This window comes from Exiguobacterium sp. s78 (assembly GCF_018618985.1).
GTDB classification, from domain to species: domain Bacteria; phylum Bacillota; class Bacilli; order Exiguobacteriales; family Exiguobacteriaceae; genus Exiguobacterium_A; species Exiguobacterium_A abrahamii.
The window spans coordinates 646,100-670,518 of sequence record NZ_JACSNB010000001.1; the positions used below are offsets into that span (position 1 = coordinate 646,100).

General features: G+C 47.9%; 22 protein-coding genes, 1 tRNA gene and 1 other annotated feature (1 of these 24 cut by a window edge). All 23 genes read left to right on the forward strand.

The genetic code is table 11. The features are described from left to right. Positions 1-15 precede the first annotated feature (15 nt). The 23 genes from KNQ18_RS03170 (at position 16) to hemL (ending at position 24,322) form a co-directional block, all read left to right on the forward strand. Positions 16-471 carry an acyl-CoA thioesterase gene (locus tag KNQ18_RS03170; RefSeq protein WP_214771075.1) on the forward strand — a complete coding sequence of 152 codons (456 nt, stop codon included), beginning with the start codon at positions 16-18 and terminating at the stop codon, positions 469-471. Positions 472-536: 65 nt separating this feature from the next. Beyond that, positions 537-800 (forward strand): phosphocarrier protein HPr, encoded by a 264-nt coding sequence (locus KNQ18_RS03175; protein ID WP_012371023.1) that lies wholly within the window; start codon positions 537-539, stop codon positions 798-800. An 86-nt stretch (positions 801-886) separates the two neighbouring features. Further along, positions 887-1,693 carry a glutamate racemase gene (gene racE, locus KNQ18_RS03180; protein WP_023468984.1) on the forward strand — a complete coding sequence of 269 codons (807 nt, stop codon included), beginning with the start codon at positions 887-889 and terminating at the stop codon, positions 1,691-1,693. Beyond that, positions 1,694-2,449 (forward strand): ribonuclease PH, encoded by a 756-nt coding sequence (rph, locus tag KNQ18_RS03185; protein WP_087681203.1) that lies wholly within the window; start codon positions 1,694-1,696, stop codon positions 2,447-2,449. Further along, the gene (locus KNQ18_RS03190) at positions 2,446-3,039 is read left to right on the forward strand and encodes an XTP/dITP diphosphatase (protein ID WP_214771072.1); all 594 of its coding nucleotides are present in this window, start codon (positions 2,446-2,448) and stop codon (positions 3,037-3,039) included. Before rph ends, KNQ18_RS03190 begins: the two co-directional genes overlap by 4 nt. Positions 3,040-3,044: 5 nt before the next feature. Then, complete coding sequence (locus KNQ18_RS03195) at positions 3,045-3,554, forward strand: metallophosphoesterase family protein (protein ID WP_149427691.1); 510 nt, start codon at positions 3,045-3,047, stop codon at positions 3,552-3,554. 73 nt (positions 3,555-3,627) lie between these two features. Then, a tRNA-Arg gene (locus tag KNQ18_RS03200) sits at positions 3,628-3,701 on the forward strand. 102 nt (positions 3,702-3,803) lie between these two features. After that, positions 3,804-4,328: a hypothetical protein gene (locus KNQ18_RS03205; protein WP_231681742.1), complete on the forward strand. Its 525-nt coding sequence runs from the start codon at positions 3,804-3,806 to the stop codon at positions 4,326-4,328. 27 nt (positions 4,329-4,355) lie between these two features. Beyond that, the gene (locus KNQ18_RS03210; protein ID WP_215083818.1) at positions 4,356-5,339 is read left to right on the forward strand and encodes a hypothetical protein; all 984 of its coding nucleotides are present in this window, start codon (positions 4,356-4,358) and stop codon (positions 5,337-5,339) included. 110 nt (positions 5,340-5,449) lie between these two features. After that, complete coding sequence (tig, locus tag KNQ18_RS03215; RefSeq protein ID WP_029342286.1) at positions 5,450-6,742, forward strand: trigger factor; 1,293 nt, start codon at positions 5,450-5,452, stop codon at positions 6,740-6,742. Positions 6,743-6,976: 234 nt separating this feature from the next. Continuing rightward, entirely contained in the window at positions 6,977-8,242 is a 1,266-nt protein-coding gene (gene clpX, locus KNQ18_RS03220; protein WP_023468977.1) for an ATP-dependent protease ATP-binding subunit ClpX, read from the forward strand. Positions 8,243-8,311: 69 nt separating this feature from the next. Further along, complete coding sequence (lon, locus tag KNQ18_RS03225; protein WP_023468976.1) at positions 8,312-10,621, forward strand: endopeptidase La; 2,310 nt, start codon at positions 8,312-8,314, stop codon at positions 10,619-10,621. A gap of 1 nt (position 10,622) precedes the next feature. Further along, positions 10,623-11,204, forward strand: a complete 582-nt coding sequence (gene yihA / locus KNQ18_RS03230) for a ribosome biogenesis GTP-binding protein YihA/YsxC (RefSeq protein WP_215083820.1) — start codon at positions 10,623-10,625, stop codon at positions 11,202-11,204. Positions 11,205-11,387: 183 nt separating this feature from the next. Further along, positions 11,388-14,435, forward strand: coding sequence for a hypothetical protein (locus KNQ18_RS03235; RefSeq protein ID WP_251133287.1), 3,048 nt, complete (start codon positions 11,388-11,390; stop codon positions 14,433-14,435). Next, on the forward strand, positions 14,436-15,182 hold the full coding sequence (locus KNQ18_RS03240) for a response regulator (protein WP_214723761.1): 747 nt from the start codon (positions 14,436-14,438) through the stop codon (positions 15,180-15,182). Then, the gene (locus KNQ18_RS03245) at positions 15,182-16,201 is read left to right on the forward strand and encodes a HEAT repeat domain-containing protein (RefSeq protein ID WP_050677620.1); all 1,020 of its coding nucleotides are present in this window, start codon (positions 15,182-15,184) and stop codon (positions 16,199-16,201) included. The genes KNQ18_RS03240 and KNQ18_RS03245 overlap by 1 nt, the downstream gene beginning before the upstream one ends. Beyond that, the gene (locus tag KNQ18_RS03250) at positions 16,191-17,624 is read left to right on the forward strand and encodes a glycosyltransferase family 2 protein (RefSeq protein ID WP_215083822.1); all 1,434 of its coding nucleotides are present in this window, start codon (positions 16,191-16,193) and stop codon (positions 17,622-17,624) included. Before KNQ18_RS03245 ends, KNQ18_RS03250 begins: the two co-directional genes overlap by 11 nt. Positions 17,625-17,651: 27 nt before the next feature. Further along, the gene (locus tag KNQ18_RS03255; RefSeq protein ID WP_215083824.1) at positions 17,652-18,794 is read left to right on the forward strand and encodes an AI-2E family transporter; all 1,143 of its coding nucleotides are present in this window, start codon (positions 17,652-17,654) and stop codon (positions 18,792-18,794) included. Positions 18,795-19,008: 214 nt separating this feature from the next. Next, entirely contained in the window at positions 19,009-20,349 is a 1,341-nt protein-coding gene (hemA, locus tag KNQ18_RS03260) for a glutamyl-tRNA reductase (protein ID WP_029342279.1), read from the forward strand. 83 nt (positions 20,350-20,432) lie between these two features. Then, positions 20,433-21,359: a hydroxymethylbilane synthase gene (hemC, locus tag KNQ18_RS03265; RefSeq protein WP_215083826.1), complete on the forward strand. Its 927-nt coding sequence runs from the start codon at positions 20,433-20,435 to the stop codon at positions 21,357-21,359. Continuing rightward, on the forward strand, positions 21,349-22,029 hold the full coding sequence (locus KNQ18_RS03270) for a uroporphyrinogen-III synthase (RefSeq protein ID WP_215083828.1): 681 nt from the start codon (positions 21,349-21,351) through the stop codon (positions 22,027-22,029). The genes hemC and KNQ18_RS03270 overlap by 11 nt, the downstream gene beginning before the upstream one ends. Then, positions 22,026-23,015 (forward strand): porphobilinogen synthase, encoded by a 990-nt coding sequence (hemB, locus tag KNQ18_RS03275; protein ID WP_023468970.1) that lies wholly within the window; start codon positions 22,026-22,028, stop codon positions 23,013-23,015. Before KNQ18_RS03270 ends, hemB begins: the two co-directional genes overlap by 4 nt. Then, complete coding sequence (gene hemL / locus KNQ18_RS03280) at positions 23,012-24,322, forward strand: glutamate-1-semialdehyde 2,1-aminomutase (protein WP_214771063.1); 1,311 nt, start codon at positions 23,012-23,014, stop codon at positions 24,320-24,322. Before hemB ends, hemL begins: the two co-directional genes overlap by 4 nt. A gap of 54 nt (positions 24,323-24,376) precedes the next feature. Beyond that, positions 24,377-24,419 (forward strand) — a binding site (T-box leader); it runs 187 nt beyond the window's last position.

The following is a 24,419-nucleotide window of genomic DNA, read 5'->3' on the forward strand; positions in this document are numbered from 1 at the left end:
CAGGAGGAACTCATTGTGCGCGTACCAGCTTATATTCCAGAACTTGAATCATGGCTTGAACAGATGAAACGTGGCACACGACTCGATGTCGCCGTTCGTTTTGCGGAGACGGATGCCTATGGTCATATGAATAACCGGGTACCGTTCGTCTATTTTGAGGACGTTCGTACATTGATGTTAGAGGAAACAGGATATTCGCTTGCAGAAGACGGCATCATCGTCGTTGCGGATGCCCAGTGTAATTACATTCGCCAAGTCTACCCACGGGCACGTCTCGCTGTCTATGCGTATCCGGTACATGTCGGTAGTGCATCGTGTGACGTCCACTATGCGGCATTTGATGAGCAAGGTGAACTGATGTTCACAGGACGGACATCGATGGTACAAATCGACCGTGCCGGGAAAGCATTCCCGTGGAGTGAAGCATATAAAAATTCCTTGCAGAATCGATTCGAATCCGTTATCATTTGATAATGAGTTCACATATTCGAAAACGACTCACTAGTACGTTATTAGTGAAGGGAGATTTCTTAATCATGGAAAAAACATTCAAAGTCATCGCGGATTCAGGCATTCACGCTCGTCCGGCTACTCAGCTCGTCAACACAGCTTCTAAATTCCAATCAGACATCAACTTGGAATACAACGGGAAGACTGTCAACTTGAAGTCAATCATGGGTGTTCTTTCACTCGGAATCGCGAAAGATTCAGATATCAAAATCGTTGCAAACGGTGACGATGCTTCTGAAGCAATCACGACTCTTTCAGATATGCTGACTAGCGAAGGTCTTGCTCAGTAATCCTGTAATCGTACATTCTCGGACGCCGGTCTTGCACCGTCGTCCTTTTTTGTTACCATAGGAATGAGAGAAAGAGGTGGAGAAGAGTGAATCGAGCGATTGGAGTACTGGATTCCGGAGTCGGTGGGTTGACGGTCGCACGTGAATTGATGCGACAGTTGCCCCATGAGCGAATCATCTATGTCGGGGATACATTACGGTGTCCGTATGGTCCTCGTCCAGAAGAGGAGATTCGTGAGTTTACGTGGGAGATGATTGATTATCTCGTGCAACAAGATGTGAAGTTGATCGTGATCGCCTGTAATACAGCCACGGCTGTCGTCCTAAAAGAAGCGCGAGAACGTTTAAATATACCTGTCATCGGTGTCATTGATCCTGGGGCCCGTGCGGCAGTCAAGGTGACGCGTACGAAACGAATCGGTGTCATCGGAACGAAGATGACGATTACAAGTAATTCCTACGAGAAGGCGTTACGCCACGTCGAAGGACAAGTCGTCGTCGAATCGTTAGCGTGCCCGCCATTCGTCCCGCTCGTCGAGTCGATGCAGACAGACGGTGCGTACGTCGAGCGTGTCGTTGCCAATACATTACGACCATTGATGAATTACGATATGGATACATTGATCCTCGGGTGCACCCATTACCCGCTCCTAGCAGATGTGATTGGACGGGTCATCGGACCAGGCGTCCAACTAATCTCTTCAGGAGACGAGACAGCGCTCGAGGTAGCAGCACTACTTGATTACAATACGATTTCAGCAGATGTGACACAAATTCCGGAACATCGTTATTACGCGACAGGCGATATCCGCTCATTTGATCAGATTGCGACGGACTGGCTCGATCAGACCATCCATGCGGAGCGCATCGTGCTTGGAACGGAGGAAGATTAAATGCGGATAGACCAACGAACGGCGGACCATCTCCGTCCTATTCAATTATCGATTGATGTCAATAAACACGCAGAAGGTTCTGTCTTGATTGAACTGGGCGATACGAAAGTCCTCTGTACGGCGACCGTCGAGGAGAAGGTGCCACCGTTCCTTCGCGGTAAACGCCAGGGCTGGATCAATGCGGAATATTCGATGTTACCACGTGCAACGGCTCAGCGGACCGCACGAGAAGCCGTCCGCGGCAAGCAGACGGGACGGACGATGGAAATCCAACGTCTGATCAGCCGATCGCTTCGGGCAGTCGTCGATTTAGAGAAACTTGGGGAACGAACAATCTGGATCGATTGTGATGTCATTCAAGCAGATGGTGGCACACGAACGGCATCGATCACTGGTGGTTTCTTGGCACTCGTCCGAGCAGTCGATCAATTGATCCAAGCCGGGAAACTGACGGATACGCCAATCAAGGAAGGCATCGCAGCGATCTCGGTTGGAATCGTCGAGTCGAATGTCTTGCTCGATTTATGCTACGAAGAGGATGCTGCGGCTGAAGTCGACTTCAATCTCGTCATGACCTCATCGGGGAAAATCGTCGAGATGCAAGCAACAGGAGAAGAGTCGACATTTTCCCGTCAAGAGATGCTCGATATGCTCGAACTTGGGGAAAAAGGAATTAAGGAACTGATTGATGCTGGTCGAGATGCACTCGGTGTCTCTTGGTGGTATGTAGGAGAAGAAGTGGGGGAACATAGATGAAGGTCATCGTCGCAACACACAATGCAGGTAAAGTGAAGGAACTTGAAAGCATGCTGGGTCGTCTCGGTTATACGGTCGAATCGTTACTCGATCACGCCGATGCTCCGGAAACGGACGAAACAGGTGAGACATTCGAGGAGAATGCACTCTTAAAAGCAACAGAGGCAGCCGCCTACTTTGGCCACGCGGTACTTGCTGATGATTCAGGTCTTGAAGTCGATGCTTTAGATGGCGCTCCAGGTGTCTACTCGGCACGATTCGCGGGTCTTGAAAAGTCGGATGCGGCGAATAACGCTCTACTACTTGAAAAGTTAGAAGGTGTTCCGGAGGAAGAGCGGACGGCGCGCTTCGTTTGTGTCCTCGCGCTAGCGAAACCAACGGGTGAGACATTGACGGTTCGTGGAACGATGGAAGGGCGAATCGGTTTTGAAGCGGCGGGTTCGAACGGGTTCGGTTATGATCCATTGTTCGTCACGGCAAGCGGACAGACGGCTGCTGAGTTGACGAAAGAAGAAAAAGCGATGATTAGTCATCGTGGCAATGCATTGCGCAAGCTCGAACAGGACTTAACTACTTTCTTAGGAGTGTGATGAAGATGAGAGCGTTGATCGTTAGTGATAGCCATGGACTAGAACAAGAACTGCTTACGATATTCGAACGTCACCAAGACGTGGATTTGGCATTTCATTGTGGGGACTCCCAATTGACGCGCGACATCGAATCATTATATCCATATCGTGTTGTGCGAGGGAATTGCGATTACGGACACGATTTTCCGGAAGAAGTCATGTCGGAAATAGATGGTCGTACCATCCTTTGTGTCCACGGACATCGTCAGGACGTCAAATACAGTCTAGATGTCTTGCAGCATCATGCGAAGGAAAAGCAGGCGGACATCGTCTGTTATGGTCATTCCCATGTTGCGAAGGCTGAATATCGGGACGGCGTGTTATTCATCAATCCAGGTTCAATCCGGATGCCACGTCATCGACCAGACAAGACGTATGCGATTCTTGAAGTGGATCAAAACCGTTATTCTGTCGATTTTCTCGATGTGAATGGCGATCGAGTGAATGCCCTGCATCTGGACGGAACATTTTTGTAATAAAATAAATGCAATGTTTGTAATGTGATTGACACGAAAGAATTGTTCTAGTATAGTTTATTCGTGTTGACACGTCCCAATAGCTCAGCAGGATAGAGCAACGGCCTTCTAAGCCGTCGGTCGGGGGTTCGAATCCCTCTTGGGACGCTATAATTAAAATAGAGACTGCCCTTACGAGGGTGGTCTCTTTTTTTTATTCCGATTTTCGATTATAATTAAGGTATCATGAACTCGAAAGGGATGAATGCAATGTGGAAGAAAGTTGGAGCAGTCCTCGTGCTAAGTACGTTTCTTGCTGGATGTAGTGAGATTTCAAATACAGTCGACGATGCAAAACAACAAGTCAACGATGTAAAAAATAGTGTCGATTACGCTGGAGAACTTCAAGGCATTGCGAAAGATACGGCCCAAGTCACGTCAGATTTGTCGGCTTCCTTGAATGAGGCGGCTACGACAGCGCGTGAATCCGCGAACCCTGAACAAGCACTTGATCAACAAATCGAAAAGTTGAAGGAAAACGGAACGATTGATCAGTTCAATCAAGAACTGGATCAAATCGATCAACGATTAGCGGGACTTGAAAATCCGCCGCAAGAATTGCAGAATTTAAGTGCAAAACTCGAGCAGTACGTGAATCAATCGGAAGACATCGCTCGATTACTTGAAGCTGACGTCTCATTAGATACGTTGAATCGATTAGGAATCGAGCAGGCAGGACAACTTCAAGAAGCGATCACGAACTGGACGTCTTTACTCGATCCATTTACGAAATAAGAAGTGAACATGAAGGAGTGCCGGAATATGGGGACATCGCGCTGGATGGAACATGAACTAGAAGTAGAGCGAGCGCGGATTCTTCGTTTGCCCGCTTCTAAACAAGAACAATTGATTATGGAATTAGAGACTGACCAATTGACAGGAGAAGATGTATTACACCGGCTCTATGTCATTCAACCACTCTTAATGCATGACCGGGAACGATTTGAAACAGTGGCAGAACGATTTCTTGAAGTCGAGGGTGTCGAGCAAGTGCTCGCACTCTTTCTTTATGAACTCGGAGAACGTTATCCGATGAAACTCGCTTTGCGCTCGGCGTCACCGTATCTGCCGTATGGGCTCGCGCTTCGATTGGATGAAATCAAACAACAGATGCGTGTTCGCGAACAAAAGTCGGCAGTTCAAAACAACCCTGTTGCGCAGCGTGAGGTAACATCAGCAACGGAACTGATGCATGTGTTGCGACATGGCAGTTGGGTCGAACAAATGCGCCATTTGACCGGTATTGAATTCGAACGGACCTCTGAGCTCATTGCATACATCACCCAGAAATATCTTCAGGCGCAAGAGACCGAACATCAAAGTCTACTCGTCATTGATCTGTTATTAGGAAGCGTGCTGGATCACGTGTCATATCCGATAAGCATTCATGTACCACACTTAGCTGTAGACTGGACGATCTCGTCACGTGAAGAGTTAGAAGAAATCCTGATGGTACATCAACAGGAGCAACAAGCGTTACTGGCATCGATGCATACGTTAGAGCGAATGGATCCGTTCCGAGCGTTGCTCGTCTTGCGATCGGATCAACTGATTCATCTTGAAGAACGAGAACGAATCGGATCAGATATGGAGAAATGGCTCGCAGCCTGCGAAGAACTCGCAGGTCTGACATTTGAACGTGAAGAACCGGAACGTATCCTCAGTCCGCTGGCGAAGCGGTTATACCGAGCGGCACATATCCTTTATCCAGAAGTCATCGCATTCGAGCAGATTTACTTCGATTGAGACATCTGGAAACGATTCGTTCAACAGTGGTAATCGTCAGAACGATTGTGCTATAATGTGACTTGTTGTACACACATGTACGCTAATTGACAATTTTGGAGGGACTCAGCATGACTGCAAAATGGGAAAAACAATCAGGTAGCCTCGGCGTCCTCACGTATGAAGCGCCTGCTGAAGCATTTGATAAAGCGGTAGACCAAGCGTTCAAGAAAGTCGTTAAGACTTTGAACACACCTGGTTTCCGCAAAGGAAAAATGCCACGCGCAATGTTCAACAAAATGTACGGTGAAGAAGCACTGTACCAAGATGCACTCGATATCCTTTACAAGGACACAATCGAAGGTGCAGTCGTCGAATCAGGAATCGAGCCAATCGCGCTTGAGAACATCGACGTTGAAACACTCGAAAAAGGCAAGCCAGTCGAATTCAAAATCACGTTCGTCATCGAGCCAGAAGCTACACTCGGTGAGTACAAAGGTCTTGAGTACACAGCAGTTGAAACGAACGTTACTGACGAAGACGTCGACGCTGAACTCAAAACATTACAAGAACGCGGTGCAGAACTCGTCGTTAAAGAAGATGGCGTCATCGAGAATGGCGATACAGTCGTATTCGACTTCGCAGGTTTCGATGGGGAAAACCAATTCGACGGCGGAACTGCTGAGAACTACTCACTCGTCATCGGTTCTGGAAACTTCATTCCTGGATTCGAAGAGCAAATGGTCGGTTTAAAAACTGGCGAGCAAAAAGATCTTGAAGTGACATTCCCAGAGGAATACCACGAAGCATCACTCGCTGGAAAACCAGTTACATTCAAAGTAACGATCCACGAAGTTAAAGCACAAGAGCTCCCTGAATTGACAGATGAGTTCGCAAAAGAAATGGATGAAGAAGTTTCTTCACTCGACGAGTTGAAAACAAAAATCCGTACGCGTCTCGAAAACACACGCAAACAAGAAGCTGATGCTTCAATGCGCGATGAGTTAGTCGAAGCGGCTACGAAAAATGCGACAGTTGATCTTCCAGAAGTCATGGTCGAAAACGAAGTCGAGCGTATGGTTCAAGAGTTCACACAACGTATTCAATCACAAGGCATCGACCTCAACATGTACTTCCAGTTGACTGGAACGACAGAAGAGGCAATGCGTTCTGAAATGAAAGAGCAAGCGGAAGAGCGCGTTAAAGCACGTCTCGTCCTCAAGCAAATCGTTGCTGACGAAAAAATCGAAGTAACAGATGAGGAAACTCAAGCTGAACTTCAATCAATGTCAGAACTCTACAACATCCCTGCAGATCAACTTGAAACGATGCTTGCACCACAAGGTGGTCTTGAAACGCTTAAAGGCGATCTTCAATTCCGTAAAGCTATCGATGTTCTCGTCGACAACGCAAAAGCAAAATAAGCCATTTCATGGTTTTCGATCGACTTCAAGCCCAATTTCTGGTCTTGGAGTCGATTTTTTTGTACGATAGGTCAAACAAGGACAAACGATCCTTGGTTCAGAACATCAAACTGTAAATCGTTCGTCCAGGATTTGAAAGACTTTCCTTGTTCATGCTACAATCATAAATAGTAAAACGTGAGACGGGATGCTACAGGCGTCCATACAATTTCCACGTTAAAGGGGTGGACCTTTATGTTTAAATTTAACGAAGAAAAAGGTCAGCTAAAATGTTCTTTCTGTGGAAAGACACAAGAACAAGTACGCAAACTTGTTGCTGGACCTGGCGTTTACATTTGCGACGAGTGTATCGAACTCTGCAATGAAATCGTGGAGGAAGAACTCGGTACTGAAGAAGAAGTCGAGCTGAAGAATGTTCCGAAACCGCATGAAATTCGTACGACACTTGACGATTATGTCATCGGTCAAGAGAAAGCGAAGAAATCGCTGTCTGTAGCGATGTACAATCACTACAAACGAATCAATGCTGGTGGTCGCGCAGATGATGTCGAGCTCTCAAAATCGAACATCGTCATGATTGGACCAACAGGTAGCGGTAAGACACTTCTTGCCCAAACGATGGCACGTATCTTGAACGTACCGTTTGCGATTGCAGATGCAACAAGTTTGACGGAGGCCGGTTATGTCGGTGAAGACGTCGAGAACATCCTATTGAAACTCATCCAAGCTGCGGATTACGATGTCGAGAAGGCTGAAAAAGGAATCATCTACATTGATGAGATCGATAAGATTGCTCGTAAATCAGAAAACCCGTCGATTACACGTGACGTATCTGGTGAGGGTGTCCAACAAGCCTTGCTGAAGATTTTGGAAGGAACGGTTGCGAGTGTACCGCCACAAGGTGGACGGAAACACCCACATCAAGAATTCATCCAAATCGATACGACGAACATCTTGTTCATCGTCGGTGGTGCATTCGATGGTATCGATCAGTCGATCAAACGTCGTCTTGGTAAAAAAGTCATCGGATTCGGAAACGATTCAGAGAACCGTAACCTTACACAAAAAGAAATTCTGGCAGCTGCATTACCAGAAGATCTTCAAAAGTTCGGTTTGATTCCGGAGTTCATCGGTCGTTTGCCGGTCATGGCGACGCTCGAGCCACTTGATGAAGAGGCACTCGTTCAAATCTTGACGAAACCTAAAAACGCCCTCGTGAAACAATATAAGAAAATGCTTCAACTCGATGATGTCGAACTCGACTTCACGGAAGATGCACTTCTTGAGATTGCAAAACTTGCAATCGAACGTAAAACAGGTGCGCGTGGTCTTCGTTCGATCATCGAAGAAACTATGCTTGATATCATGTTCGAAATCCCATCACGTGAAGACATCGCGAAAGTCATCATTACAGCAGAAACGTTGACTGGTAAACGCGGTCCAACGCTTGAGTTGAAAGATGGTACAATTGAACATGGGAAAGAAAAAGAAACGGCGTAACACCGTGACAAATCGGCTCGGAGGCTACTTGTACGCCTTTCCGAGTCTTTTTGTTTAGGAGGAATTCGAATGAAGAAAAAACAATATCCACTTTTACCGTTACGCGGTGTCGTCGCGTATCCGTTGATCGGATTGACGATTGATGTAGGGCGTCCGGTATCCTTAAAAGCCTTACTTGCATCAAAGGAACACGAAATCGATCTCGTCGTCGTCACGCAACGTGATCCAGAAGCAGAGCCGTCTGTCGACGGGTTGCATCAGGTTGGGACGCTCGTTCAAATCGCGAAGATGAGTGAACTCGGGAATGATACGGTCCGTGTCCGCGTCATCGGGAAGGAACGTGTCCGGATCGAAAACGTCGAAGAGACAGACGAAGGTTATCAAGCCGTCATCGAACCAATCGAGAAGATGGACATTAAAGGAGCGAAACAAGAAGCGCTCGTTCGTCTCATCAAAGAACAGTTCGGTCAGCTCGTCTCTCGGATTAAAGGAATCGGAACGGATGAACGTCGCCGATTCGAGACATACGAACGCCTCGATTCATTGACGGACTATATTACGTCGAAGCTACCAATCGATATCTCGAAGAAACAGGAGTTCCTCGAACAACAGGATCCGGTCGAACGAGGATTGATGTTGCTTGATGTCATGAAACACGAATATGAAGTCGTCGAACTCGAACGTGAGATGCGTGAACGGACGAAGAAGACGATTGAACAATCGCAACGCGAGTATTACTTGCGGGAACAATTGAAGACGATTCAACAAGAACTAGGTGGCGAGTCGGCTTCTGTTGAAAGTGATGCGACGAAATACCGGGAGCAGCTAGCGATGCTTGATTTACCAGAAACGACGGTTGCAAACGTCGAGAAGGAAATCAGTCGTTTAGCGGTCGTACCGGCGACGAGTCCCGAACATGGGGTCATTCGCAACTATCTCGAATGGTTCTTCTCGTTGCCGTGGAATGAAGCAACCGATGATTTCTTGAACGTCTCGGCTGCTTCGGAACAGCTTGAAAAGGACCATTACGGTCTAGAGAAGGTCAAAGAACGGATCCTTGAGTATCTTGCCGTTCGTCAATTAACGGACTCATTACGTGGACCGATTCTCTGTCTATCTGGTCCTCCGGGAGTCGGGAAAACGTCGCTTGCCCGTTCGATTGCAACAGCGCTCGAGCGGAAGTTCGTCCGCGTCTCACTTGGTGGCGTGCGCGACGAAGCGGAGATCCGTGGACATCGCCGGACATATATCGGTGCGATGCCAGGTCGAATCATTCGTGGTTTAAAACAAGCAGGAACGAACAACCCGGTCTTCTTGCTCGATGAGATCGATAAGATGTCAAATGACTTCCGTGGTGACCCGTCGTCCGCGATGCTTGAAGTTCTTGATCCAGAACAAAACAACAGCTTTTCTGATCACTATATCGAAGAACCGTTCGATCTATCGAATGTTCTCTTCATCGCGACAGCGAACGATGTCTCGAATATCCCCGGACCATTGCTCGACCGGATGGAACTGATTCAAATCGGTGGCTATACGGAACAAGAGAAAACGGAAATTGCCGTTCGTCATCTCTTATCGAAGCAACTGGCTGAACATGGTCTGAAAAAGAGTCAATTAACAGTCAAGGCAGACGCGCTAGAAGAAGTCGTCCGGCGTTATACACGAGAAGCCGGTGTCCGGAATCTCGAACGTGTTCTCGGCTCACTTTGCCGGAAAGCAGCGAAACAAATCGCGATGGGTGAGAAGAAACGGGTGACGGTGACAAAACGTAATCTGGATGATTTCTTAGGTAAACCGATCTACCGCTATGGTCAAGGCGAGCTCGAAGATATGATTGGCGCGGTGACTGGTTTAGCGTATACTGCTTTTGGGGGCGATACGTTGACGATCGAAGTCAGCCTTGCTCCGGGTAAAGGGAAATTGCAGTTAACCGGGAAACTCGGTGATGTCATGCAAGAGTCGGCTCAGACCGCTTATAGCTTCGTCCGAGCGAATGCGACGTCCCTTGGCATCGAACCGAATTTCTACGAAACGCAAGACATCCACATCCACGTTCCTGAAGGTGCTGTACCGAAAGATGGTCCATCTGCTGGGATCACACTCGCGACAGCATTGATTTCCGCTTTAACAAAACGTCCGGTTCGCCGGGATGTCGGGATGACAGGTGAAATCACGTTGCGTGGACGTGTCTTACCGATCGGTGGATTAAAGGAGAAGTCACTCGCAGCACATCGTGCGGGCTTGACGACCGTTCTGCTGCCGCAAGACAATACGCGGGATATCGATGATATCCCGGAAAGCGTTCGCGCAGGAATGGAATTCATTCCGGTCGCGACGATGGAGCAAGTGCTCGAACATGCATTAAAAGGAGAGTAACATGAAAATTTATAAAGCTGATTTTATTACGAGTGGCGTCAATCCGGAACATTATCCGGAGCCATTGTTGCCAGAAGTGGCACTCGCAGGGCGATCGAACGTCGGAAAGTCTTCCTTCATCAATAAGCTGGTCCAGCGAAAAGCACTCGCACGGACATCTTCGAAACCAGGTAAGACGCAAACCTTGAACTTCTTCAACATCAATGATGAAGTCATGTTCGTCGATGTACCGGGTTACGGGTATGCGAAAGTCTCGAAGACGGAGCGTGAAGCATGGGGCAAGATGATGGAGAAGTACTTCACGCGACGGGAAATCCTCAAAGGTGTCGTACAGCTCGTCGACATCCGACACGATCCGTCTGCGGATGATGTGACGATGTATGATTTCTTGAAGTATTACGATCTACCGGTCATCGTCGTTGCGACAAAACTCGATAAGATCAAAAAGAGTCAACGTGATAAACATATCGCGGCAATCAAACGTAAATTGCAATTTGACGGTCAAGATACCTTGATTCCTTTCTCATCTGAGACAGGAGAAGGAGTCGATGCCGCATGGGAAGCGATTTATCGTCTACTGTAAAATAACGAAACGTTCTGTTCTCCGGCAATAGGAGAGCAGAACGTTTTTTAATTAGGGTTAAAGTAATCTATAAATAGCATCTAATCATTTCCTTCCATCATTTTTGATTTCCATTATATGAACATTATTTAATTCACGTTACAATGATAGGAACAAATTGTTCTAGTGGGAGGCTATGCCAATATGAGGCGTTATAAATGGACGTTTGCAATCGTCATATTACTTATTCTGACACCATTTGCCATTTGGTTCTTAAAGCAGGAAAAGACATTAAATATCGCGCTATTTGATTATACGAACGGTACAGATGAGCGAGAGCACGCTGGAACGACGTGGATATTGAATCACTTGAAAATCCGAAATGCGCAAGAGCAAGATTATGCATATTCGGACTACATCAACCGTTATGACGGTACACAAGGTGAAAAAATGTTACAACAAGCCTCTAAAGCAGATGTGCTGTTGTTTACGGATACGTATGGAAAGTCATATGACGTCAACGGAAAAAAAGAACATCGTGGTGGCTTGACGACGGAAGACGTCGAGCTCGCGACCGAAGCCATTTCGCAAGGGAAAACGGTCGTGGCGGAGTTCAATACGGCGGCAAGTCCGACGTCAGTCGAACGGTCCAATGCGTTTCGTCAATTGTTCGGAACGGCTTGGACAGGATGGATCGGTCGATTTTTCCCGGATTTAACAAAACTGCAAGGTCTTGAGAAGAATGTCGTAGCTCAATTAAAAGCGCAGGCGAAAGAAAAAGAATTCAAACTATCTGGTCCGGGTTATGTCTTCATCAATGACTCAACGGAAAAAGCTTTTTTCGTCAATGATGACACACCATTACTTTATAAATGGGATAAAAACAAGGGCAATGCAAAAGATGAGGTCCGTTATAACTACTGGTTCGAGATTTTAGAGCTAGATGGTGGCGAGCAACAAGCGCATTTTTCATGGAAACCGTCAAAGCAGACACAAGCGATGCTTCGGAAATATCAGTTGCCGCTTGAGTTCCCTGCGTATGTCACGCAAGGAAGTGGACACTATTTTGCTGGTGACTATACAGATGTCGCGGACATCCCGCGCTACTATCGATATAGTGGGCTTGATTGGTTCCGTAAACAGTTCATCCTCGATAGTGCAGAGAGTGAATCAGCATTCTTTTGGAAGATTTATGCCCCGACATTGACGCGAATTCTAGAAGATACAAAACGTGTTTCGACGCAAGCTGCAAAAGTAAAACCACTCTCACAAACGAAAGTCGGCAATCAGGAATTACGAACTCGGGCACGAGAAGGACAAGACACGCTTGAGATGTATCAAGATGGCGAATGGAAGCCGTATTTCGTCAAAGGCGTTAACGTCGGACTCGGTCGACCGGGTGCATTTCCCGGGGAACATGCCATCAGTCGTAATGAATACGATCGTTGGCTAAAGGAAATCGGCGAGTTGGGTGTCAATACGATTCGCGTGTATACATTGCATCCTCCTGCTTTTTACGATGCATTAAAAGCGTATAACGAACGGGCGAAGCAACCGATTTATTTGATGCAAGGTATGTGGGTCGAGGAAAAACCATTCGAAGAGTTGAAGAACGCTTTTGAGCCAGACTTCTTGAAGATGACCGATACGGAAGCCAAACGAATGGTCGATGTCATTCATGGTAACGCGGTCGTCAAGGAAGTCGTCGGTCATGCTTCCGGAACATATACTTCAGACGTCTCGCAATACGTTTCAGCGTTCGTCTTCGGAATCGAATGGTTACCGGAAGCCGTCGTCGAGACGAATAAAAAGAACAAAGGCACGCGATTCGAAGGGAAATACGTGACGACGACACAAGAGGCGTCACCGTTCGAATCGTGGCTTGCTGGTCGGATGGATACAGCGACAGCACACGAAATCAAAGAGTACGGAACGACTCGACCAATTGGTTCGACGAACTGGCCGACGACGGATCCATTGAAACACCCGAAAGAGGTCGAAGAAGAGCAAGATCTCGTCTCGATCGACTTCAATCATTTAAAAGCAACGAAGGATTTCCCAGGTGGTTTGTTTGCGTCTTATCACATCTATCCGTATTACCCTTCGTTTATCAAGGAAGAATACAGTCAAAAAGCAGATAAGAGCTCTGAATCCTACGCTCGTTATTTGAAAGAAATGAAAGACTATCATGATATGCCGTTACTTGTATCGGAATTCGGTATTCCAAGTTCACGCGGGAAGACACACCTTGGACCGAACGGTTTCGACCAAGGACATGTCAGTGAAAAGAAACAAGGCGAACTCGTCGCGCAGCTCTATCAAGACATCAAGGACGTCAAGACGGCTGGTGGACTGGTCTTCATCTGGCAAGACGAATGGTTCAAACGAACATGGAACACAATGGATTATGACGATGCGGATACCCGTCCACGTTGGTCGAATGTTCAAACAAGTGAACAACATTTCGGGATGCTTGGATTCCTCCGTTCAGACATCATCATTGATGGGAAATTGGATGATTGGAAAGGGTATGCACCAGTAGCTGAAAATAAGTATCGAGCGATTTATATGACTTCCGACGAGGCTTATCTCTACTTACGCATCGACCGGAAGAAAGCAGAGCCGACGACACTTGCACTATCGACGAAACCGAATGATGGGAACACGAAAGTCGGTTCGTTGACGCTTGACGAAGGAGCTGAATACCGCCTGACGATCGATCAGACAGCGCGTATCGATGTCGATGCTCGCTATGACATCTTCCGATACCACTACGGTCTGAAGATGCCGTTTGAGATGGTGAAACCTCCGTCTGATCAAAAAGACAGCGGCAAGTTCGTTCCGATCTATCAAATGCTCGATTATGCAAGACGAGACCCGGTGACGAAAAAAATCGTCAAACCAGCCGTCAAATGGGACACAGGTGTTTTACATGAAGGAGAACCAGATGACATTTTAACGGATATCTCAGATGTCACGAAACCAACCGTTGAACTTCGTATTCCATGGATGGTCTTGAATATGCGTGATCCAAGTAAACATGAAATCATCGGAGACTTCTGGAAAGATGGACTCGAATCGAAGATGATCACGGAAGGAATCGAAGTCACAGGTCAAGTCGGTGAGACACGTATTCCAGAGAAGAATCGTGGTTTCTACAACTGGGCCGAGTGGACGAATCCACAGCAACGGGAAGAATTGAAACCTATCTATCATACGATGAAAAAAGCATTCACTGAGGGAGGAAACTAAATGCGACGTGAAGAGATGTGGAAATTAATCAATCAGTCGTTTGAATCAACAACTCAAGATCGTGAGGTCAGTTCGACGATCGAATGGACGGAAGAGGCTGTCCGAGAATCAACGACGAATACCTTATTCGTACACACGGTCGGACAAATGCCGGAGACGGTCAATGGTCTGATCGAGGAAGGGTGGTGCGTGCGGACGGACATCTCTTATGCCGATGTCGTTCTCGCGAGCAAACCCGTCATTGAGGAGCGGATTCCCGTCGTTTACTTTAATACGGAACCCTCTTTCTATGGGTTAGAGAACGCACGTGAAGTTCTGCCGGCGACGCTGTCGAGGGAGCTTGTTCTCGATCGCCTTGCGCGTTATAAGAAGATCCATCATATCGCAGACGTTGTCGTCGTAACGGAAGATCCGCATATCCGTCGGATGATGGAACGGGAATTGACGGACCGTTTCGAACGCTTCATGACGTTCGAGCGAGCGGAGACGTTCCTTGATGAGTATGTGGCATCCCGTCCGTACTTACTCGTGTTCACGTCCGCATTACCGCGAGCAGATGGATTGGAATTACTGCTGCGAGCGAAACAACAGAGTGTCGCACCATTCCAATCGATGATGATCTCGATGTATAACCGCGAACGTGATCATGTCCTAGCGATTGATCGTGGTGTTGATTACATCATGACGCTTCCCCTAAAAATCGAAGAGTTCCGTGCGTGGATTCGCAAAGTCGAGGACGGCCGATGATGCAGGCGATTCTAGTATTCATCGTCGTACTCATCTTCTTACAAGGTGGAGCATTGATCTATCTTGTCGTTCAAAAACGAAAACGCGCCAACAGGGAGCATGCGCGTCGCGATTGGCAGCTTGCCTTTCGAGATGATATCTATGACTATGCGACAAGTGAACGTCAAGACATGCCAACGATTCAAAAAGGAAACGAAGATTTAGCGGAGCTTGAATTATTCGCATTATCCAACTTAACAGCGACACCAGAACATCTCGAGCGTATACAAGCTTTCGTCGCTTCTAATATGCAAGCGTATTATGAGCAACAATTGAAGCATCGGCGGATTGATCGTCGCTTGAACGCCTATGAAGCCGTTTCTCAATTCCGTTTGGTCGCAGTCGCACCGATGATTCATGCCCGTTGGGGAAAGGCAATTGAAAAAGAGGAGAGCGATGTCATCGTCCGGACACTTGTCTCCTTATCCCCGCAAGATGCGATTGCGATTGCTAAACAAGAAAATGATATCAGCTTCTTTGGTGCGATTCTTGCGATCGGTCGTAGTCACGACTTACAAGAATGGGTCACATCGTTCGATGAACTTACACTATCGTTTCAACTAGCAATACTCCAGTTGATCTTTGATCGAGATGAGACACGTTATATCGCGCTCGTACGCGATAAAACGACTGATAAGAATCCAGAAGTCCGAAAGCGAGCCCTTCGCGCGCTCACACGGATTGGACTTGAGGAAGACTGGAAATTGTATGTGCCTTACTTGGAAGAAGAATCAAGTTGGGTTGAGCAAATGCTTGCCCTTCGTTTCTTAGAGCACGTCGTTCCAGATGATGCGATACCAGCGATCCTGCCGTTTGTCGGCAGTCGATCATGGTGGGTCCGGACGGCAGCCTTTGATGCGCTACTTGCTTGTGGTGGGATCGAACAGTTGGCGAAGGTTTCAAGTACACACCCCGACCGCTATGCGCGTCAAAAAGCGACCGAACGGTTGGCAAAGGAGATGAAGCATCATGTCGTCTGAGACAATCCAAGCCATTATTGAAGTCCTCTCATGGACAGTATTGATCTATATGTTACTCGTCATCGTATTCTATTCGACGCTGTATCTGATTTCTGCTCAGATGGTGCGACGGCAACGGTTCCGCCGAAAAGAAAGCTCCTATTTACCATTGATGCGGTCTCTCTATACACGACCGGTCAGTATCCTTGTTCCAGCCTATAATGAAGAATATACGATCGTCTCAAGTGTCCAAGCCTTGCTAGCCCTTGACTACCCAGAGCATGAGGTACTCGTCATTAACGATGGTTCAAAAGACGGAACAATGGATGAGCTGTTTCGCGCGTATGAGTTGGAAAAAGAAATTCAATATCCACGTATCTTGATTGGTTCAAAGCCGGTCAAACAAGTCTACCGTTCCCGCATTGATAGTCGTTTGATTGTCATCGATAAAGAGAATGGTGGAAAGGCAGACGCCTTGAATGCCGGTATTGATTACTCGAGTTATCCCTATTTCTGTTCGCTCGACGCGGATTCGATTTTAGAGCGCGATGCGTTATTAAAAGTCATGAAACCGATCGTCGAGTCAGATGAAGAAGTCGTCGCGACATGTGGTTCGATCTTCCTCGTTAACGGTTGTACGATTGAAGGCGGCGAAATCGTTGAGATTCGGACACCGAAACAACGGATCGTCCTGATGCAGATGATCGAGTATTTCCGAGCATTCTTGTTCGGTCGCCTTGGTCTTAGTCGTTTCAATATCTTATTGATCGTCTCCGGCGCCTTCGGATTGTTCCAAAAGAATATTGTCGTACAGGCTGGTGGATATAAAGAAGGTCTCGTCGGTGAGGACATGGAGCTTGTCGTCCGCTTACACCGGTACATGAAGGAAAATAAGCTCGATAAACGCATCGAGTACGTTCCGGCGCCAGTCTGCTGGACACAAGCTCCAGAATCGATGGAAGTGTTACGGTCACAGCGAACACGTTGGCATCGTGGTCTTGCTGAGACGTTGTGGACGCATAAACGGATGATTGGCAATCCAAAATATGGTTCTGTTGGTAGCGTCTCGATGTTGTATTTCTTTTTGATTGAACTACTCGGACCAATCGTCGAACTGATCGGTTATTTCATCATTCCGCTCAACCTACTCGTCGGTACACTCAACTTTGAATTTGGGGTCGTCTTGCTGGTCGTCGCTTTACTCTATGGTTCCCTATTGTCAGCAGGTGCCGTATTATTGGAAGAGTGGACGATGCACCGATTCAAGAACGTCAAGGAATTGATTCGGTTGTATCTATGGTCCTTAACCGAGTCGTTCTGGTACCGTCCGATTCTCGTCTTCTTCAAGCTAGGAGGATTGATTCAATTCTTGACTGGTCGAGGAAACTGGGGGCAGATGGAGCGCCAACGTCTCGAAGACGTCACCGAGGAAAAAGTCGGCTGACGAATAGGTATGAGGGGGATAAGTTAGGTGGAGTTGTTACGAAACAAGTGGTTTAAAGCATTAATCTGGATATTAGTGATTTTTCTCGTCATCTGGGTTGGAACGAAAATTTCATTTTTATTCCAGCCGATTCGTGTCATGTTGGCCTTGATCTTCCCGCCATTGATCATCGCAGGGATCTTCTATTATTTTACGCTTGGCATCGTGGACGCACTACAAAAACGGGTTAAGAAGCGTGGGCTTGCCGTTTTGATCGTCTTGCTTGGTTTCATTACGATCCTGACGATTGCAGTTGCATCCATCGGACCGATCTTAGTCGAGCAGGTAACGGATTTTGCGACAAGCATTCCGACACTCGTCGTTGAATTGCGCGATCAGACGTTAAATTTACGCGATCAATTGATGAACAATCGTTTCATCTCGACATGGGTTCACGAGAATACGGACTTGTTTGACAAATGGACGAATGAAGCAACGTCGTATATCGGTACAGTCTTTAAGTCTGTCTCGACGTCTGTCGGAACGATTTTCGGTGTCATCTCTTCGACGGTCTTAATCATCGTCTTAGTGCCGTTCATCTTAGTTTACATGTTGCTTGACGGCTATAAATTTCCGGATTCCGTCGTCAAGCTGTTGCCGAAAAGCTATGAAACAGAAACGCGTAAAATCTTGCACGACATGCACGTGACAGTGAAGCATTATGTCAATGGACAAGTCATCGTCTCGATCTGTGTCGGTCTCATGTCATTGATTGGCTTCTTCATCGCAGATATTCAATATGCGTTACTGCTTGCCTTATTCTGTACGGTCACGAACATCATTCCGTATCTTGGTCCCTACATTGGTGCCGTTCCGGCAGTCATCGTCGGGTTCATCGATGATCCAATCAAAGCCGTCTATGCGATCATCACGATCGTCGTCGCGCAGCAAATCGAGTCGAACTTGATTTCTCCTTATGTCCAAGGAAAGACACTCAAGGTTCATCCGTTGACGATCATCATCGTCTTGCTCGTTGCTGGGAAAATCGGTGGAATCATCGGTGTCATCTTGGCGGTTCCGACATACGCAGTTTCAAAAGTCGTCGTTCAAAATATCGCTCGGATCTATCGTTTACGTCAGCAGCGTCTCGACGTACCGGACGTGACGGTATCACCTGAATCCTTGAAGTAAAGTGTAACCCTCTGCTCTTTTTAGGAGCAGAGGGTTTGTGATTTTCATGAGAGAGGGATAAGGTAGAAGAAGAGAAAAAATGAAGAAGATTTCACAACTTCGACTCATTTTAGTTTATAAATTGATTGGAATCTTTTTTATAATGGTTATAATGTAGGATAGAGAACGAAAAGATAGATCGGAACGAAATCTTTGGACGTAAGGGGTAGAGCGCATGCATATCGTAGTGGTCGGCTTGAATAACAAAACAGCGCCTGTATCAATACGCGAACAAGTCTCATTTGGGGAGCATGAGATGAAGGGAGCGGTCGTCGCATTGCGCGATGAAAAAAGTATTTTTGAAAGTGTCATCGTCTCGACATGTAACCGGACGGAATTGTACGTCGTGACGGATCAGCCACATACAGGACGGTATTATACGAAACGTTTCCTTGCAAATTGGTTCGGATTGACGATGGAGGAACTGGAGCCATATCTCTTCATTCATGAAGGGTTCGATGCGATGAAGCATCTGTTCCGCGTGACGAGTGGACTTGATTCGATGATCGTCGGTGAAACGCAGATCCTTGGTCAAGTCAAGACAAGCTTCTTCATGGCGCAGAAGCTTGAAACGACAGGAACGGTCTTCAATAAACTCTTCAAAGAAGCGGTCACGCTCGCCAAACGGGCTCACGCAGAAACTGGAATCGGTGAAAATGCCGTTTCTGTCAGTGCTGCTGCTGTCACGCTTGCCGAACAGTTACTCGGATCGCTTGAAGATAAATCAATCGTCGTCATCGGTGCGGGAGAAACTGGCGAATTGACGACGCTTAACCTATATGAAGCAGGGGCACGCGATATCACGGTCTTTAACCGGACGTTAGCTAAAGCAGAAGAGGTCGCGAATCGGTTCGAAGGATCGGCACATTCGATTAACGAGATGCAGTGCGGTTTGCTTCGGGCAGACATCGTCATCTCTTCAACGGGTGCAAAACGTGCCATCATCAAACGGGAAGACATCGCGGCAGCACAGCTGTTCCGTCACGATCGTCCATTCCTCTTGATTGACATCGCCGTACCACGCGATATTGAACCGACCGTCGGTGACTTGCCAGGTGTTCATTTGTACGATGTCGATGATTTGACATCAATCGTCCAACAAAACATGGCGGAACGGATGAAGGAAGCAGCGAAGATCGAACAACGGATTGAAGCAGCAATCGCTGAGTTCGAAGGTTGGATGACGACACTTGGTGTCGTACCGATCATCACGGAATTACGAGACCAGGCGTTACGCATTCAACAAGAGACGATGCAAAGCTTGGAACGGAAGTTACCGGAGATGTCGAAACGTGAAAAAACCGTCATTGGCAAACACATGAAATCGATCATCAACCAGTTGTTGCGTGAACCGTTGTCTTACATCAAAGATGCGGCAGCGAAGCCAGATGCCGACGAGCGGATTGCGCAGTTCATGGATACGTTTGCATTAAACGAAGACTTGTTCGAAGGGCTCGAAGATGACGTCATGACATCAGAAGAGACGACACCTTCCGCAAAAGCTGTGAACCGGTGAACAAAGCACGATTTGTGTTACAATAGAAAATGCATGGGGCGGACTTGTGCCGCCCCTTTATCATTGTACAGGGGGATTTTAGCATGCGAAAAATCATTGTTGGATCGCGAAGCTCGAAGCTAGCGATGACACAGACGAAATGGGTCATTGACCAGTTGAAACAAGCCGGCGCGCCGTATGAGTTCGAAATCAAGAACATCATCACAAAAGGGGACCGTATTTTGGATGTGACGCTCTCGAAAGTCGGCGGTAAAGGATTATTCGTAAAAGAGATCGAGCAACAGATGATTGACGAAGAAATCGATTTTGCCGTTCACAGCATGAAGGATCTACCTTCTGAATTACCGGACGCTCTCATCATCGGTGCAACACCAGCGCGTGTCGATGCGCGTGATGCCTTGATCACGAAAACAGGCGAAGGTCTTGCTTCCTTGCCGGAAGGTGCGGTTGTCGGCACGAGTAGCTTACGTCGTGGCTCGCAATTGCTAAAACTCCGCCCTGATTTAAAAATCGAATCGATTCGTGGAAACATCGACACACGACTCGATAAATTAAAGAATGGTCCGTTTGACGGGATCCTACTCGCAGCAGCTGGTCTACAACGGATGGGTTGGTCTGAAGACGTCGTCTCGGAATATCTCTCGACAGATGACATGATTCCAGCCGTCGGTCAAGGAATCCTCGGTATCGAATGTCGCGAACATGACCAAGAAGTCCGTGATCTCTTGCACCTGATCCATGATCAGATGACAGAAAAAGTAGCTTACGCAGAGCGCGCTTTCTTAGCTGCGATCGAAGGTAGTTGTCACGTTCCGGTCGGTGGATTTGCAACGATCAACGAAGACATGTCAACGACACTCGTCGGATTCATTGGATCCGTCGATGGAGAGCAAATCCTACTCGAGCGCGAATCAGGTCTAGACCCGATGCAACTCGGTCAAGATGTTGCCGAACGTCTGCTTGCTTCGGGCGGTCGTGAGATTCTCGCGACACTTCCGGATGACTTGTAAGCAGGTACTCTTCACGGGCAGCCGACCACCGACGACCGAGCAGATGGCGCGACTGCGCGCCATCGCGATCGAGTCAGTGCATTATCCTGTCATTGAAACGCGACCGGTTTCGTTTACATTGCCGAAGGGAATTGATTGGCTCATCGTGACGAGTCCGAATGGTGTCCACCGGATTGCTGATGCGTTGCCTGAATTAGCAGAAACGCGTATCGCGGTCGTCGGACGAAAGACGGCAGACGCACTTGCGAAGTACGGTCGAACAGCAGACTTCTGTCCGTCGACCTTTACAGGAGACGCACTCGTCGCAGAACTCGGACCACACTTGTCTGACGGCGATCATATCGTCTTTGCACGAGGGAACCGATCGCGGCAAGCACCGGTCGATCAGTTACGAAACTTGAATCGATATACGGTCGAAGATATCATCACGTATGAAACCGTCACCCGTCGGCTACCTGAAGCACTTGTCAGAACTGCCGCCTATATTGGACTGCAGAGTCCTTCCGCTGTCGAAGCGATTGCTCCATTATCCCCACAGACGACGTTCATCGTCATTGGGACGATTACGGAGCAAGCAGCAAAAGCAGCCGGACTTCAACCGATCCATGTCGCCCGTGAATTCACGGTAGACGGCATGATTGATCGTATCATTGAGGAGGAATCAGCATGAACACATTAGAATACGCACGTCACCGTCGTTTGCGTCATACCGCATCACTCCGGTCACTCGTCCGCGAGAATCAATTGCATAAATCAGATTTGATTTATCCGATCTTCGTCGCTGAAGGCGAAGATATCAAACGCGAAGTCAGCTCGATGCCTGGCGTCTTCAACTTATCACTCGATCACTTGACGGCTGAAATCGAAGAAGTCGTTGCACTTGGAATCGAATCCGTCATCTTATTCGGTGTTCCGCACGACCATTTAAAAGACGAGCAAGGATCAGGTGCGTTTCACGATCATGGGATCGTTCAAGAAGCGACACGTCTCGTTAAGAAGGTTGCACCGCAGCTAACGGTCATTGCCGACACATGCTTATGTGAATATACGTCAACGGGTCACTGCGGTATCGTCGCCGACGGTACGGTTGATAATGATGCATCATTACCGCTCCACGTCAAGACAGCGATCTCGCAAGCACGGGCGGGTGCTGACGTCATCGCTCCATCATCAATGATGGACGGATTCGTCGCAGCGATTCGCCAAGGGTTGGACGAGAATGGCTTCAGCCATATTCCTGTCATGAGCTACGGCGTTAAATATGCGTCTGCTTATTATGGTCCATTCCGTGATGCGGCAAACTCCGCACCAGGAGAAGGCGACCGGAAAGGCTACCAAATGGATCCAGCGAACCGTCGTGAAGCGTTCCGTGAAGCAACAGCGGACGTCGATCAAGGAGCTGACTTCATGATCGTCAAACCAGCGCTCGCTTTCATGGATATCATTCGTGATGTGCGTGAACGAATCGATTTACCGATCGTCGCCTATAACGTATCGGGTGAGTATGCCATGGTGAAAGCAGCAGCCTTGAACGGCTGGATCGACGAAGAACGAATCGTCCTTGAGACGATGCTTGGCTTTAAACGAGCAGGCGCTGATTTAATCATCACCTATTTCGCAAAAGACATTTGTCGTTACCTGGAGGGGTCGAAATGAGCTTAATTAACCAGAACTCAAAATCAAAAGCAGCATTCGAGCGGGCGCTCCCGCTCATGCCGGGTGGCGTCAACAGCCCGGTTCGTGCTTATAAATCGGTCGGGATGACACCGATTTTCGCAGATCATGCGAAAGGATCGAAGCTCTATGATATCGACGGAAAAGAGTATATCGATTACGTCTTGTCATGGGGACCGATGATTCTCGGCCATGCCGATCCAATCGTCACGTCAGCGATCCAAGAACAAGCGACACGTGGCTGGAGCTACGGGACACCAACGGAAATCGAATCAGCGATGGCGGAAGTCGTCATTAGTCGGGTGCCGTCAGTCGAAGTCGTCCGGATGGTCAACTCAGGGACAGAAGCGACGATGGCTGCCCTTCGTCTCGCACGCGGCTATACAGGTCGGACGAAAATCCTCAAATTCGAAGGCTGTTACCATGGTCACGGCGACTCGCTCTTGATCAAAGCAGGGTCAGGTGTCGCGACACTCGGACTACCGGATTCACCAGGCGTTCCGGCGCAAATCGCGAGCATGACGCTGACGGTTCCATATAACGATTTGGACGCTGTCCGGATCGCGTTCGAAAAACACGGCGACGATATCGCTGGTGTCATCGTCGAACCGGCTGCTGGGAACATGGGCTTCGTGCCACCAGAACCAGGCTTCCTCGAAGGCTTAAGGGAGATCACATCGGAAAACGGCGCTTTATTGATCTTTGACGAAGTCATGACCGGTTTCCGTGTCGGATTCCACTGTGCGCAAGGACATTTCGGTGTCACACCGGACATCACATGTCTCGGTAAAGTCATCGGCGGCGGCATGCCAGTCGGGGCTTACGGCGGACGTCGTGACATTATGGAACAGATCGCACCACAAGGTCCAATCTATCAAGCGGGTACATTATCCGGGAACCCACTCGCGATGGCAGCGGGTCTAGCGACATTGACACAATTGAAACCAGAACACTATGCAGAGTTCGACCGGAAAGCGAGCCGTTTGTCAGAAGGCTACCTGAATGCTGCGGCGAAATATAACATTCCGCTGACGACGAACCGCGCAGGCGCGATGTTTGGTGTCTTCTTTACGAATGAACGTGTCACGAACTTCGAAAAAGCGAAAACATCGAACCTTGAGATGTTCCGTTCGTATTATCAAAAGATGGCGGCGCGTGGTGTCTTCTTACCACCGTCACAATTCGAAGGTCTCTTCCTGTCGATCGCCCATACGGACGAAGACATCGAACGGACGATCGAAGCCGTCGAATTGACGTTCCAAGAACTCCAAGTTGAATTTGGTCGTTAAGCAGTTCTTGACGATTACTTGAACTCTCGGCTAAAATGAGTAAAGAAGAAAATGGCAACAGCGATGACGGGAAGAGTAGTCCTGTATTCGTACCGGT